The organism is Vreelandella sp. DA03-1M, from assembly GCF_055725665.1.
This window is the reverse complement of record NZ_CM146798.1, coordinates 3,901,698-3,914,649: the sequence shown is the minus strand read 5'-3', so window position 1 is coordinate 3,914,649 and position 12,952 is coordinate 3,901,698. Positions and strand designations below refer to the sequence as shown.

Annotated in this window: 16 protein-coding genes; 7 read left to right on the top strand and 9 right to left on the bottom strand. The window is 54.8% G+C overall.

What is annotated here, in order from left to right:
* Positions 1–2: 2 nt before the first annotated feature.
* On the bottom strand, positions 3–1,007 hold the full coding sequence (locus ACXUPB_RS18275) for an ABC transporter substrate-binding protein (protein ID WP_472953827.1): 1,005 nt from the start codon (positions 1,005–1,007) through the stop codon (positions 3–5).
* Between the two features lie 134 nt (positions 1,008–1,141).
* Between ACXUPB_RS18275 and ACXUPB_RS18270 the strand changes: the two genes are divergently transcribed.
* From ACXUPB_RS18270 to ACXUPB_RS18260, 3 genes are all read left to right on the top strand, one after another.
* On the top strand, positions 1,142–1,894 hold the full coding sequence (locus tag ACXUPB_RS18270; protein WP_472953826.1) for a DeoR/GlpR family DNA-binding transcription regulator: 753 nt from the start codon (positions 1,142–1,144) through the stop codon (positions 1,892–1,894).
* A gap of 77 nt (positions 1,895–1,971) precedes the next feature.
* Positions 1,972–2,547 carry a YgjV family protein gene (locus ACXUPB_RS18265; RefSeq protein WP_472953825.1) on the top strand — a complete coding sequence of 192 codons (576 nt, stop codon included), beginning with the start codon at positions 1,972–1,974 and terminating at the stop codon, positions 2,545–2,547.
* 115 nt (positions 2,548–2,662) lie between these two features.
* The gene (locus ACXUPB_RS18260; protein WP_472953823.1) at positions 2,663–2,929 is read left to right on the top strand and encodes a DksA/TraR family C4-type zinc finger protein; all 267 of its coding nucleotides are present in this window, start codon (positions 2,663–2,665) and stop codon (positions 2,927–2,929) included.
* 43 nt (positions 2,930–2,972) lie between these two features.
* Here the strand turns inward: ACXUPB_RS18260 and ACXUPB_RS18255 are convergent, their stop codons facing one another.
* Positions 2,973–3,260: a YrhK family protein gene (locus tag ACXUPB_RS18255; RefSeq protein WP_472953821.1), complete on the bottom strand. Its 288-nt coding sequence runs from the start codon at positions 3,258–3,260 to the stop codon at positions 2,973–2,975.
* Between the two features lie 191 nt (positions 3,261–3,451).
* Here ACXUPB_RS18255 and ACXUPB_RS18250 point away from each other — a divergent pair, with 191 nt between their 5' ends.
* The gene (locus ACXUPB_RS18250) at positions 3,452–4,699 is read left to right on the top strand and encodes a GGDEF domain-containing protein (RefSeq protein WP_472953817.1); all 1,248 of its coding nucleotides are present in this window, start codon (positions 3,452–3,454) and stop codon (positions 4,697–4,699) included.
* On the opposite strand, the gene ACXUPB_RS18245 is transcribed toward ACXUPB_RS18250, so the two are convergent.
* Complete coding sequence (locus ACXUPB_RS18245; RefSeq protein ID WP_472953815.1) at positions 4,635–5,111, bottom strand: DMT family transporter; 477 nt, start codon at positions 5,109–5,111, stop codon at positions 4,635–4,637. The two genes, ACXUPB_RS18250 and ACXUPB_RS18245, sit on opposite strands and share 65 nt — an antisense overlap.
* A 26-nt stretch (positions 5,112–5,137) precedes the next feature.
* Positions 5,138–5,566: a DMT family transporter gene (locus tag ACXUPB_RS18240; RefSeq protein ID WP_472953813.1), complete on the bottom strand. Its 429-nt coding sequence runs from the start codon at positions 5,564–5,566 to the stop codon at positions 5,138–5,140.
* Between the two features lie 89 nt (positions 5,567–5,655).
* Between ACXUPB_RS18240 and ACXUPB_RS18235 the strand changes: the two genes are divergently transcribed.
* On the top strand, positions 5,656–6,591 hold the full coding sequence (locus tag ACXUPB_RS18235; RefSeq protein WP_472953811.1) for a LysR family transcriptional regulator: 936 nt from the start codon (positions 5,656–5,658) through the stop codon (positions 6,589–6,591).
* An 84-nt stretch (positions 6,592–6,675) separates the two neighbouring features.
* The gene (gene mtnK, locus ACXUPB_RS18230) at positions 6,676–7,965 is read left to right on the top strand and encodes an S-methyl-5-thioribose kinase (RefSeq protein WP_472953809.1); all 1,290 of its coding nucleotides are present in this window, start codon (positions 6,676–6,678) and stop codon (positions 7,963–7,965) included.
* A gap of 343 nt (positions 7,966–8,308) precedes the next feature.
* Here the strand turns inward: mtnK and ACXUPB_RS18225 are convergent, their stop codons facing one another.
* The 4 genes from ACXUPB_RS18225 to mtnB all read right to left on the bottom strand — a co-directional run bounded on the left by ACXUPB_RS18225 (position 8,309) and on the right by mtnB (position 11,421).
* Positions 8,309–9,358, bottom strand: coding sequence for an IS110 family RNA-guided transposase (locus tag ACXUPB_RS18225; protein WP_350359475.1), 1,050 nt, complete (start codon positions 9,356–9,358; stop codon positions 8,309–8,311).
* 176 nt (positions 9,359–9,534) lie between these two features.
* The gene (locus tag ACXUPB_RS18220) at positions 9,535–10,083 is read right to left on the bottom strand and encodes a 1,2-dihydroxy-3-keto-5-methylthiopentene dioxygenase (RefSeq protein ID WP_336273885.1); all 549 of its coding nucleotides are present in this window, start codon (positions 10,081–10,083) and stop codon (positions 9,535–9,537) included.
* A 35-nt stretch (positions 10,084–10,118) separates the two neighbouring features.
* The gene (mtnC, locus tag ACXUPB_RS18215) at positions 10,119–10,805 is read right to left on the bottom strand and encodes an acireductone synthase (RefSeq protein WP_472953807.1); all 687 of its coding nucleotides are present in this window, start codon (positions 10,803–10,805) and stop codon (positions 10,119–10,121) included.
* A gap of 28 nt (positions 10,806–10,833) precedes the next feature.
* Positions 10,834–11,421: a methylthioribulose 1-phosphate dehydratase gene (gene mtnB / locus ACXUPB_RS18210; protein ID WP_472953806.1), complete on the bottom strand. Its 588-nt coding sequence runs from the start codon at positions 11,419–11,421 to the stop codon at positions 10,834–10,836.
* Between the two features lie 102 nt (positions 11,422–11,523).
* Here mtnB and mtnA point away from each other — a divergent pair, with 102 nt between their 5' ends.
* Positions 11,524–12,573 (top strand): S-methyl-5-thioribose-1-phosphate isomerase, encoded by a 1,050-nt coding sequence (gene mtnA / locus ACXUPB_RS18205; protein ID WP_472953805.1) that lies wholly within the window; start codon positions 11,524–11,526, stop codon positions 12,571–12,573.
* Here the strand turns inward: mtnA and ACXUPB_RS18200 are convergent.
* Entirely contained in the window at positions 12,528–12,923 is a 396-nt protein-coding gene (locus ACXUPB_RS18200; protein WP_472953804.1) for an antitoxin Xre-like helix-turn-helix domain-containing protein, read from the bottom strand. The genes mtnA and ACXUPB_RS18200 overlap by 46 nt on opposite strands.
* Positions 12,924–12,952: the final 29 nt, after the last annotated feature.

Sequence of the window (12,952 nt, the reverse complement as noted above, 5' to 3'; positions counted from 1 at the left end):
GGTTACCCGCCAAATAGATCGCTAAAACGCTGTTTGAGTTCTTCTTCCTGCGCCAGTGCCTGCTCGGTATCAACCGGCATCAGGGTAATGCTATCGCGCTCGGGGAAGCCTTCCGGTGGGGCAACGTCGTTGTGGGCAGGCAGGTAGCCCTGCTGGCTGACCAGTTCCTGGCCCTGCTGGGAAAGCACGAAATCAACAAACTTTTGCGCGGCATCGACGTTCTCTGCGCCCTGCATAATGGCGACCGGCTCGGTGACGGCACTCACGCCCTCTTCCGGAAACACGAATTCGACCGGCGAGCCTTTGGCAGCTTCACGAATGGGCAGGAAATCCACCACGATGCCATAGGGCTTGGTGCCCGCGGCCACGGCGTTAAATACCCCGCCGTTCCCACCCTGGGCTTCGGTGCGGTTTTCATGAAGCGCTTCGTAATACGCCATGCCAAGATCAGGGTTGGCAGTGATTGCCGCCATATGGATCAGTGCCGCGCCGGAGTAAAGCGGACTAGGCATGGTGACCAACCCTTCGTAGTCAGGCCCCAGCAGGTCTTGCCAACTTTGCGGCTGATGCTCGGCGCCGGTGTTATAGACAATACCGGTGGTGATCAGCTTGGTGCCGTAGTAGTAGCCTTCTGGGTCATACAGGTCGGCGTCATAGGCCTGGCGCTCATCGCTTAGGTAAGGCTGTAAATGGCCCTCCTGCTTGAGTGATTCCATGGTCATGCTGTCGGCAATCAGCAGCACGTCGGGATTGCTCACCCCGGCCGAAAGCTCTGAGCGCAGCCGGGTCATCAAGCGCGTGGTACCGTCGCGTACCCACTCCACTTCAATATCGGGATAGGCGGCCTCGAAGGCATCCACGGTCTGCTGGGCATCACTATTGGGCTGGCTGGTGTAGAGCGTCAGCGTTTCGTTTGCCGCTACCTGAGCTGAAAGGGAAAAGCTGGCTACCGCGACGGCAGCAGTAAGGGCAGATGTCGGAATAGATAACAGGGGGCGCTTCAACATGGGTAAACCTCCAGTGAGTGAACCCCACCTAAGCTACTGTCATCTGCTTACAACAAAGTGACACTATGCTTTCGTTCAACATTTTGTGGCTTTCGTTTGCTGCACTTTTTGCTTTCGTTGTGCTGAGAGGGGCTATGCGCCAGTTCGAACGTCGACAACAGCTATTACAGCGAATCCACTCACAGGGGCGCCAGTCGGTAGACAGCCTGGCAGGCGAGTTTGGGGTTTCTGTGCAAACCCTGCGTGGGGATATTCGCCACCTGGCTGATAAGGGCCTGGTACTGCGCCGCCAAGGTGAGGTGCTGCCGTTTCCCGAGCAGGAGAATATCGGCTACGACCAGCGTCAGATTGTGAACGTGGCGGGTAAACGACAGATTGCAGCGCGGGCAGCAAGCCTAGTGCAAGACCATCAAGCGCTATTTCTAGGCACGGGCACCACGGTGGAGCAGTTGGCCGATGCGCTGAGTGATAAGCAAGGTCTGCATATCATGACCAATAACCTGCATGCGCTGATTAAGCTGTGCCAGTTGAAGTGTGAGTTAGTGGTGGCGGGTGGGCGAGTGCGTCGTCGTGACCAGGATGTGATTGGCGGCGATGCTTGGCGCTTTTTTCAACGCTACCGTGCCGATATCGGCATAGTGTCGGTGGGGGGTATGGATAGCCATGGCCAGCTTTATGACTACAACGACGACGAAGTGATGGCCCGTGAGGCGCTGTTGGCCCATGCCGGTTATCGCGTGTTAGTGCTGGATAAAACCAAGTTCGACCTGCCACTACGCTGCGCCGCGGGTCAGTTGGGGGATTATGATGCCGTAGTGACCGATGTGCCGCTGCCAGACAAGCTTCGCAGCCCTTTGGCTGCCCAAGGTGTTCGGTTTTTGGGTTAGGGCGAACGCTAACTGTGCCAGTATGGGGCTAACGGCAGCTTTTAAAAACGACAGCATACAAAAGAGGAGCGTTATTAATGTTAGACAACCTAAGCCATAGTGCCCTGGCTGGTCAGCTCTGTGGTTTGGTGGCTCTGGTGATATGCGTAGTGGCCTTTGCCAGTAAAAACGACGATCGCCTCTTGGTGTTACTGATTTCCGCCAATGTGGCTTTTGCGCTGCAGTTTGTCTTTTTCGAGAGCTGGACAGCGGCCGCGCTAACGGTTTTGGTAATAGTGCGGATTGTTCTGGCTCGCCGTTACCTGGGAAGTAAAGCCGTGATGGCGGGTGTCTTGCTGGCCAGCGGTATCGCCGCAGCCCTCACATGGCAAAGCTGGGTGGATATTCTGCCGGTGGTGGCCATGGTGTTGGGAACCGTTGGCATGTTTCTAATGCGCGGCATTGCCATGCGAGTTTTTTTGGGGCTGGCTGCCTTCGCCTGGATGCTGAACAACCTGCTAATTGGCACGATCGGCGGTACGCTTGCGGAAGGTCTGATTGTGGTCACCAATATCATCACGATCATTCGCTTAGTGCGAGCCAGGCGAAAATATCCTGACGTTTTTGAGGGGGGAGAGGAGCCTGGAGCTATCACCAAAGCTGGTCAGGACTAACCCCTTAGCTCTTTGCATCCTGCGTTAACAACGAGCGTAACTGCTATGCTGAAGGTTTGATGTTGAATAGCGGTGTTTTGAGCAGTTTTTTTGAACATAAGGGAGGTAGGAGACCATGGCAGGTGGATGGGCAAAAGATGGCGCCGAGCAAGAACAGATGGAAAGCACACTGGACGATGCGGTGCGGCGTGCGCGTAGCCAACTGCCCTCAGGGGATAGCCTTGAGGCCTGTGAGGAGTGCGGTGACACCATTCCTGAGGCGCGTCGCAAGGCTATTCCCGGTGTGCGTCTCTGTGTGGCGTGTCAGGAAGAGCAGGATAAAGCACAGTCCGCTTTTAGCGGCTATAACCGCCGCGGCAGCAAAGACAGCCAGCTGCGTTGAGCGTATTTCTCTAAGCAGAGTGACTACAGGGGCCTGTTTGCGTTTAAGCGTCGTGAACCGTATCCGGCAGGCGCTTGACATAGCTATAGCGATGTAAGCGAATAGTGGGGCGTAAAAGCAGTTGCACACTACCAATCAAGAATAACCAAACACCGAAGGTCTTCAGACTACCCTCGTAAAAGAAGCGGATACTGCCGAAGGTGAACCAAAGGCCCAATAAAAAATCATTGAGGATGCTCAACACCTCATAGCGCTGATGCACCACTAGCTCTTTGTGGCCGATGGTAAACGTCCAGTCACGGTTTGTGGGTTCTGCTCGCGCCGCATTCAACGTCTCCTTGCGTAACTATTGTTTAAATAATGTGTTGGTAAGTTATCGTTTAATATTTAAAGCAATATTGATTTTAACTAAACGTTAGTCTGGCACACTATCAATACAGGCAAAGGGAAAGCTGATTTTTTAGTAGTGATTAATGCTGCGTGAAGGTTGTTAGTAATGGAGTAAGCATTTGAGGGAGCGTAATGGTCAATGATGCACTGCTGAAAGCTGTCGAGGATGAGTTGGATGGCGCACATTGCCGGTTACGCTTTGCTGATGACGTTGAAGCGCGGTTCGAAGCAGATACCCAGCGTCAGCGCAGCCGTAATATGGTGTTGGCGGGGGTGATCTCAGCGATTATCTATTGCCTCTTCTTAATCAATGACTATAGCTTTCGTCCTGAAGCCTTTGCTACCGCTGTTCAACTGCGCATGGGGGTAATGCTTCCCTTTGGTTTATCCGTCTTGTGGTGGGTGTATCGGGGTGTATCGCCGGTGCTGCGTGAAACCTTGATGGCCAGTACCGTGGTCGTCGCCACGGTGGTTTCCTGTCTTATTTTTGCTAAATCGGTAGCGCCCTACTCCTATTTAGATGTTTTTTCGTTTGGATTGATTTTGTTGGTGGGTAACATTGTTTACTCGCTACGGTTCAGCTATGCCTGTGCATCCTCCGCGGCGAGCATAGTCATCATCTTGGCCTTTGTGTTGCCTTATGAGCCAATGCCCGTTGAAGCCAAGCGGTTGGCGATCTTTACGATTATTGCGATGGGTATTTTTAGCCTTGTCGCTAACTACCGTTTCGAGCTCAGTGAGCGAACCTCTTACTTGCATGTGCTGAAAGAGAAAATCCGCGCTGGCTACTACTTAAAAGATAACCAAAAGCTATCTCAGTTATCGATCACCGACCCATTAACCAACCTCGCCAATCGTCGTCAGTTCGATACGGTGTTACCTGTGCGGTGGAAAGAGGCCATTGATAAAGGGATGTGTATGGGGCTGATGGTGATCGATATCGATCATTTTAAAGCTTACAACGACTTTTATGGGCATCCTCAAGGAGACATTTGCTTACAGCAGGTGGCCAAGGCCATGCACGATAATAGCCGCGACGCCGATTTAGTGGTGCGTCTTGGCGGTGAAGAGTTTGTGGTGCTAATGGTGAATGCCTCGAGCGAGGCAACAAACGTAGCCGCAGAGCGTATTCGCGCTAGTATAGAGGCCTTACGTATTCCTAATTTTGGTGTCTCCCACCAAGCCTATATTACCGTCAGCGTTGGTGTGGCCGTACTGAGTCCAACCGATGATCTTACCCCTACCGACTTATTATCGACGGCGGATCGAGCGCTTTATGAAGCCAAGCGGCAGGGGCGCAACGTCATTCGTATGGCTAATTTGGCTGGTTCACCATCCGACGGTGACGCTGCTGGTGACTTAGGTAGATTAAGCCGATAGCACCGATGAGCAGCGCCATCGCAATGTAGCGTGACGCATCTAACGGTCGCACGGCATTGCTTAACCAGCCGAAATGATCAATCAGTAGGCTCATCAATAGTTGGCCAGAAATGACCGCTACCGTGGCCGCGGCGGTGCCTACCCGGGGTACGGCAAACACAATTGCCAACATATAGACCACGCCAAACAGCGCCCCGGTTAGCTGCCATTTGGGTACGCTGAAGAGCGTTGCTTGCTGTGCTGGCTCAAAAAAGAACATCAATAAAAAGGTCAGGACGGCGCCGATCACAAAGGTCAGCCAAGAACTCTCGATGACGCCTGCTTTTGCACCCAAACGGCCATTGATGGAGGACTGAGCTGCCAGTACCGCACCGCCGACGAGCAGTAAGATAAAGATAAGAGGGAGTAACATGGTTTAGCTCCTGAATACGTTAGCCGTTACATTAACCACAGGGCGGCAAGAATCATCGCCAAGGCGCCAATGCGGTAGCCATCGACTTTACGCTGTTCGCTTCCCAGCCAGCCAAAGTGGTCAATAGCGACGCTGGCCGCGACTTGGCCGCACAAGATGCCCACCATTGTCATACCCACTCCCACCAACGGTGTTACAAGCGTCAACACAATGACGTAGATCGGGCCTAGGATTCCGCCCGTTAACAGCCAGCGAGGTTGCTTGAAGAGGGTGCCTAACTGGCGCTTTGGCGCAAACACCAGTGCTAGCGAGAGCAGTAGCGCGCCCACCATAAAAATCGACAAGGTGGCCGATAAGTGCCCAACCTGCTCGCCAAGCGGGCCTAGCAAGCCGGCTTCGACCGATAGCCCCATCCCGGCAATTAGCACGCCGAGCAGAATAAGTGCGTGACGCATAGGTGGCTCCGCTAAGCAAAAGAAGCGTGTACTGTAGAGAGTTAGCGTTATTGCTACAATGCGTCAAAACAGCAAAGGACTATTGCATTTTGGACAACTCGCTTCGCCTGTTAGCGTTACGTCTTTTTGTGCGAGTGGCCTCAAGTGGCAGCTTCGCCGACGCCGCGCGCTACTTTGATTTGCCAGCCTCTTCGGTCTCGCGGCACATTGCAGGGTTGGAGCGTTCGCTAGGCCAGCGATTGCTCTACCGTCATACGCGAGCGGTAAGGCTCACCGATGCCGGGGAGCGCTACTTTCAGGAGGTAAAGCGGGTATTGGAAAGCTTGGATGCCGCCACCGAGCAAGTGGTCAGCGGTGCCCGAAAACCTCAGGGGCTACTGCGTTTGAATGCACCGGTGGCGTTTGGGCGTCGGCATATCGTGCCTTTATTGGCTAGTTTTCAGCAGGCAAACCCGGCCGTGGAAATAGAGCTGACGTTGAGCGATGCTTTTATCGACCCGGTACAAGAAGGCGCCGATGTTGTAATACGGGTGGGGTCGCTGGGGGATTCAAGCCTAGTGGCCCGGCAACTCGCGACCCAGCGCTTTGTCGCTTGCGCTTCCCCCGCGTATTTAACGCGGTGCAGTGAGCCTCACCATCCTGAACAATTGAGTGACCATAACTGCTTAGTCTATAAAGGAACACGCGGCGTCCAGCCTTGGTACTTCCAGGGGGCTGGCAATCCTCAAGCGCAGCATTATTCGGTAAAAGGCAATTTGCATAGCAACAATGCCGAGAGTCTTGTGGAGGCCGCTCTGCAAGGTCAAGGTATTGTGCTATTCCCCACATGGTTGCTATTCGATGCGCTGCGCGATGGCGGCCTAACGCCCATTCTAGAAACCTATGAAGCCTTAGGTGAAGCGACGCGAGAGGGAATTCATGTTATCTACCCCGAAAACCGCCTGCGCTCACAGAAAGTAGCCGCCTTTTTAGAGCATTTGTTTGCGGAGATTGGCGAACGACCCTACTGGGATCACCATCAATAACGATGTCGATAGTGCCCTTATTCACTTTTAAACGTTACCCTCTGATAATAAACGTCTTAAAGCCCCACATTTGGGTCTGAATATATGCAACGTTTTGGTGAGGATTGGCCTGTGGAGATTGATCAACATTACCGCGCGCTCGGCGTCGACACTCTGTCCCAACGGCTTGGGGGTGTTGAAGCGGTGGCTAGTCGAGTGGGCGGAGAACCCACTAGCTGGGACATTCGCGAAGTGGGTGACGGCAACCTCAACCTGGTGTTTATCGTCTCCGGTGACGTAGGCAGTGTCGTGGTTAAGCAGGCGCTTCCCTATGTCCGCATGGTGGGCGAAAGCTGGCCGCTACCGATTTATCGCGCCCACTTTGAATATTATGCGCTGGTCCGCCAGGCCAAGCGTGCGCCCGGCATTGCCCCCGAGGTGTACTACTTCGACAAACCCCAGGCGCTGTTTGTGATGGAGTACCTTCACCCGCACACGATTCTGCGCCGCAAGTTAATCAACGGTGAGCGAGTTGCCCAGCTTGGCGAAACCATCGGCCAATTCTGCGCACGCACCGCGTTTCGCGGCTCGGAGCTTTCGCTGAGCAGCCCCGAGAAAAAAGCGGACGTAGGACTGTTCTCAGGCAATGTGGCGATTCCCGCCATCACCGAGTCGCTGGTGTTTACCGACCCCTATTACGGCGCCGAAATGAACCACCACACCCCGGAACTTTCACCGGTGGTGGACGAGCTTCGCCGCAATGCGCGACTAAAAGCCAAGGTGCAGCGGCTGTTAATGAAGTTCACCGCGAACACTGAAACCATGCTGCACGGTGATCTGCACTCCGGCTCGATTATGGCCACGGGTACTGACGTGCGGGTGATTGACCCCGAGTTTTCCCAGTACGGGCCGATGGCCTTTGACTTGGGCATGGCAGTGGCCAACTTCCTAATGGCCTATTTCAGCCAGCCCGCTCATCGCCTAGAGGATGAGCTTGAGGCTTATCAGGCGTGGATATTAGAGGTGATCGAAGCCTGCTTTACCCGTTTTGATGCCGAATTCCGCCACCTCTGGCAAACCGAGCGGACGGGCATTCTATTTCCCAAGTCGCTGTTTGAAGAGCAGGGCAATAGCGCCGACGACGCCTGCGATGCGCTGCTTGAAGAGATCCGCCTGGACGCGCTGGCCTACTGTGGCATCGAAATGCACCGCCGGGTGTTATCACTGGCCCATAATGCCGACTTCGAAGAGATTAAAGACACCGCGCTGCGCGCCAAGCTTGAAGCGCGCAACGTGATGATGGGACAAACGCTGATTATGGAGCCGGAAGCCTACTGTGACCTGCACGCGCTGGCGGATTTAGCTAAGGCGTATAACCAGCAAGAGGTTTTGTAACAAAGGCACATTATTAACAGTTCAGCACTCACTAATAGCAGCTTTAATGAGCGAAGAGTGACTCAGACGCCGCTGTCATTACGTATAGGGACTCCTCCCCGGTTGCAAGCTCCGATGATGAACAACATAAGCCGATGCGTGCGTATAGTCGGTCTCTTAATGGGGACGCTATCCCCTGACCCTGATGAACGTCGCGCACCTTCTCTCCTCAACGAGGCGTAGGCTTTTTCAGCCATCGCAATGATCAGGTTTCGAGAAGGTCGGTCTGACCTGTTTTTCATCGATCGTTGCCCGGCAACAAGGTAGCCGCCTGTCGGCGCTTAGGCGCTGATGGTGTTACCGCTTAGCTCACCATCAGCGCTGAACCGTCGTTAAACGCTTTACAATAGGATTGACCACTATGCAGAACCGCCCAGGCGGTTCGTACTGTCTTGTTCGCTAACGCGACCGCCGCTTTGTTCTTGCCAGCGCGAGCGACCAGGGATCGTAGCCAACGACTTTTAGCATCCTGTTTGTCACCCATGGTGTTGATGACCGAATGCGCGCCACGTATCAGAGCGGCTTTCAGTGAGACTTGACCCGTTCGGCCAATGCCCTTGATGCTCGCGGTGCCACCACTACTGTGTTGCTTCGGCGTTAGCCCCAGATAGGCTGACGCTTGGCGACCTTTCTTGAACGCGTCGCCGTTACCGAGGGCGCTATAGAGCTGCGTGGCGACCACCGGCCCCACTCCCTCTATCGCCAGGAGTTCGCGACAAGGCCCCACGGCGTGACTCATCTGCTCCACCCGCTTATCCAGTGACTGAATACGCTCATTGAGCCGATCCAGCTCCGTCATTTGCTCAGCGATTAAGTCACGCATTAGCATTGAGAGCTCGTTTTCGGCATCTTCCAGGGCGAGCCAGACGCGCTGCTTTAACGCTTTCTGCCCCCGACCGCTGATAATCCCGTACTCCTGCAATAACCCATGAACCTGGTTGATCAACTGGGTGCGCTGATGAATGTACCTTTCCCGAATGCGGTGCAGGCTCTGAATATCCTGCTGCTCTACGCTTTTGAGTGGTACAAAGCGCATGTCGGGGCGCAAACCCGCCTCTACAATAGCGAGGGCGTCATTGGCATCTGTCTTGTGCCCTTTACGAAAAGGCGTCACAAACTGGGGCGAAATGAGGGCAACGGTATGGCCGAGGGCCTGCAGCTGTCGCGCCCAATAATGCGATCCACCGCACGCCTCCATGAACACCCGACAGGCCGGTTGGCGGCGCATAAAATCCAAGACCTGATGCCGTTTAAGCTCTTTGTTGACCTGAACACGCGAGGAGTGTGTGTCGACAACACACACTTGAAAAACACGCTTTGCCAGATCAATACCGATTATCTTATGCTTGTTCATGACTCTTCCCCTCCGCATTGAAGTGGTTCAACTATCAATGTAGCTCTCTGAAGCTTCGAGAGGGGAGGAGTCCCTTTCATTGAGGAGCGCAGCGACGCGGCAATCTCTGCCGGTGGTAGCAAGTCGGCCCGAGATCGCCGCGCTTCGCTCGCGATGACATAAACGGCGCCCCCAGTTTAAAGCTGATCCAGGCGATCGAACTTCCCGGCGATATCGCTTTCAGTCCAGTGGGGCACCCAGCCCTCGACGTTATCGAAGAAACGTAGCGCGGTGAATTCCGGTGCTGGGCCCATATCGAACCAGTGGGGCGTGTTGGCAGGCACGCTGATCAGGTCATTGCGAGAGCACAGCACCTGATACACCTTGTCATCGATGTGCAGGCAGAATAGCCCCTGGCCTTTAACGAAGAAACGCACTTCATCTTCGTGATGACGGTGCTCGTTTAAGAACTTCTGCCGCATGGCGTCCTTCTCTGGGTGCGTGGGCACCATGTGTAGCACATCCACGGTTTGATAGCCGCCCTTAGCTTTGACCCGGTCAATATCTTCCTGATAAAGCGCCAAGATATCTTCCTGGGTGGCATCATCAGCAATCTCGCCCGGCGCTGCCCAGCGCTCAAAAAGCACACCCACCTTGTTTAGCTCAGTGGTCATCTGTTCGCCGTCAGTGGTGTCGATCAGGGCATCGTTCGGGTTTTGATCAGCAAATACTTTTAGTTGCGACATCAACAACTCTCCTTAAAAGTGACGGGCGATGAACGTTACAGAACGATTTCATCGAAGCGGGTGACGCATGCATGATGAGTACCGGCCTGAGTACCTTCACGTACCAGTTGCAGCGTTTGCATGCCCGCCTGCTTGGCGGCATCCAGCTCTTCGACCACATCCGACAAGAACAGCACCGCATGCGCAGGTAGGTCAAGCTCGGCGACAATACGCTGATAGGCAGACGCCTCGCGCTTATGGCCAATATGGGTATCGAAGTAGCCGCTAAACAACGGGGTTAAATCACCCTCATCGCTGTAGCCAAACAGCAGTTTTTGGGCCTGTACGGAGCCTGACGAATAAACGTAAAGCGCTTTGCCTGCCTCTTTCCACTGGTGCAATACAGGTGCTACATCGCTATATAAGTGACCTTTAAAATCGCCGCGCTGGTAGCCGTCGGCCCACACCATGCCCTGCAGTGCTTTTAGCGGGGTCACTTTTTGGTCGGTCTCAATCCAGTGCAGCAACTCAGCAATGACAGCTTCCAGCGTGGCATCAGGGTCACCCATTTCGCGGCGCACGGCTTCTATCTGCTCGGCCACAGCCGGGGTTTCTGCGTTAGCGCGTAGAAAATCAGGTAACTTATTGTGGGCGTAGGGAAACAGCACCTTATGAACGAAGTTAATATCCGTGGTGGTGCCTTCAATATCGGTCACAATGGCGCGAACAGTTGAATTACTCATTTAAGGCTACTCATTTAAGACTGCTCATTTAAGACCAGCGACTCTCTTCAAGGACACAGGCAAGTAAAAACTCAATCGCTTCCAGGTGGCGGCGACAGCTGGCAATACTATCGCCCACGGCATAAATGCCGTGCCCTGCGACCAAAAAGCCCCAGGGCATCGGCCAGCCGCTGCGCACATGCTCAGCCAGTTCTTCCATATTCTGGGAGTTGGGTACGACGGGCAAACGGATGGTGTCGTCGTGAGTAGCGTTGCCCTGTAGTGCTTTTTGCATTTCAAAGCCGCTTAGCTCGATACCCTCTGGAAAGCGCCGCGATAACACCGTGCTAGCCACGGTGTGAGTGTGCAGCACACAGTTAATCGAAGCGTCTAAGCGATAGAGCGCGGCATGCAGATCGCTCTCCGCGCTCGGCTTACCATCACCTGATAGCACCTTGCCATCCAGGTCACACAGCAATAGATCATCAGCCTGAATGCGGGTTTTATCCCGGCCAGAGGCGGTCACAAGATAGCCCGCCTCGGTGCGGGCGGAAAAATTACCGCCGGTAGCGGGCGTCCAGCCTTGCTGCGCCGCCCATGAAATAGCGGCCAGCAGTTCAGTTTGTAGCGTCATCATAGGGTCTGCGTCGCCTCTTCTATTGGCAGCCATTCTATATGATAAGCTTCGCGGCTGATAAGCCGTGTAGCTGTTCCGATCAAGTGCTTAAGGAGTCCATCGATGCCTCAACTTCAGTCACGCAGTTTGCGGGTTCATGCCGATACGCTTGAGTACTTGGATCAAACTCAGTTGCCGCAAGCTGAAAAGTGGGTGCCCTGTGAATCTCCCGAGGCGTGGCAGGGGGCGGTTAAGAACCTAGCCATTCGTGGCGCACCACTGATTGGTTTGAGCGCCGCTTTCGTGCTGGCGCAGTTCGCCGCGCGCCATCCAGAACATGATTGGCAGCAAGTCAGCGATCGCCTGCGCGCCACGCGTCCAACAGCCGTCAATCTAATGTACTGCCTGGATGCCATGGAAGCCTGCTTTGAGCAAGGCGCCAATGCTCTAGCCGAGCGCGCCGCCGCGCTGTTTGCAGAGGATCGTGCGCTGTGCCAACAGATGGCCGAACGGGGCGCTGACTTGCTGAAAACGGGTGACCGTGTGCTCACCCACTGCAACACCGGGGCGCTGGCCACCGCAGGAGTGGGCACCGCGATTGGCGCGCTGGCGGTGGCCAAACAGCGCGGCGTAGAACTTCATGTGTATGTGGATGAAACCCGCCCGCTGCTACAAGGAGGCCGCTTAACCGCCTGGGAAATGGCGGACTTAGGCATTCCCTACCAGCTAATTACCGACAGCATGGCCGCGAGCCTGATGGCGTTAGGCAAGGTGGATAAAGTGATGGTGGGCGCTGACCGTATCTGCGCCAACGGCGACTTTGCCAATAAAGTGGGCACTTACATGCTGGCGGTGATCGCTCACTATCACCAGGTGCCGTTCTATGTGGTGGCCCCTTACACCACGGTAGACCCCGCCTGCGCCACCGGCGCGGATATTCCCATTGAACAGCGCGACCCAGCCGAGATCCGTGGTGCAGCTGGCGCCTTTGGCGAGGTAGTGTGGGCACCCAGCGATGCCCCCGTGTGGAACCCGGCGTTTGATGTTACGCCCGCCAGCCTCGTCACCGCCTGGATTTTGGATACCGGTGTATTTGATGCGGCCGCGATAGCGCGGGGGGAGCACTGTCAGGGACGGGGGGTAGCGGCATCTAAATGCTGGCGAACAACGTAGAGATCAGAGACTCGCCCACTTAACAGGCGCTCCATTGGTGAGTGACCAGCAAAAAGAGGCGTGCTGTTGGGTCTCTGCAGCCAGCTATTAGCGCTTTCTGGGTTGGGAAGTAGTAAATGCAGCGCTTTGTAGATCCCTAGAATCAACGACATTCGCTCCAAATGATTAGCATCCAAGCTGGCCTGCTCTGGTGCCTGCTTCCAACGGCGATAGGTGGAATCAGGTACTCCCAACAGCAGAGCGGCCTCGCTCTCTTTAAGCCCCCAGCTATGTGAAATATGGGGGTAGGTACGCATTGCAGCGGCCCCCATTTTGCGGCGCTTATCGGCTGTTTTATGCTGAATGGCCATCTATTCTCCTCCTCACTTATGTATAGATT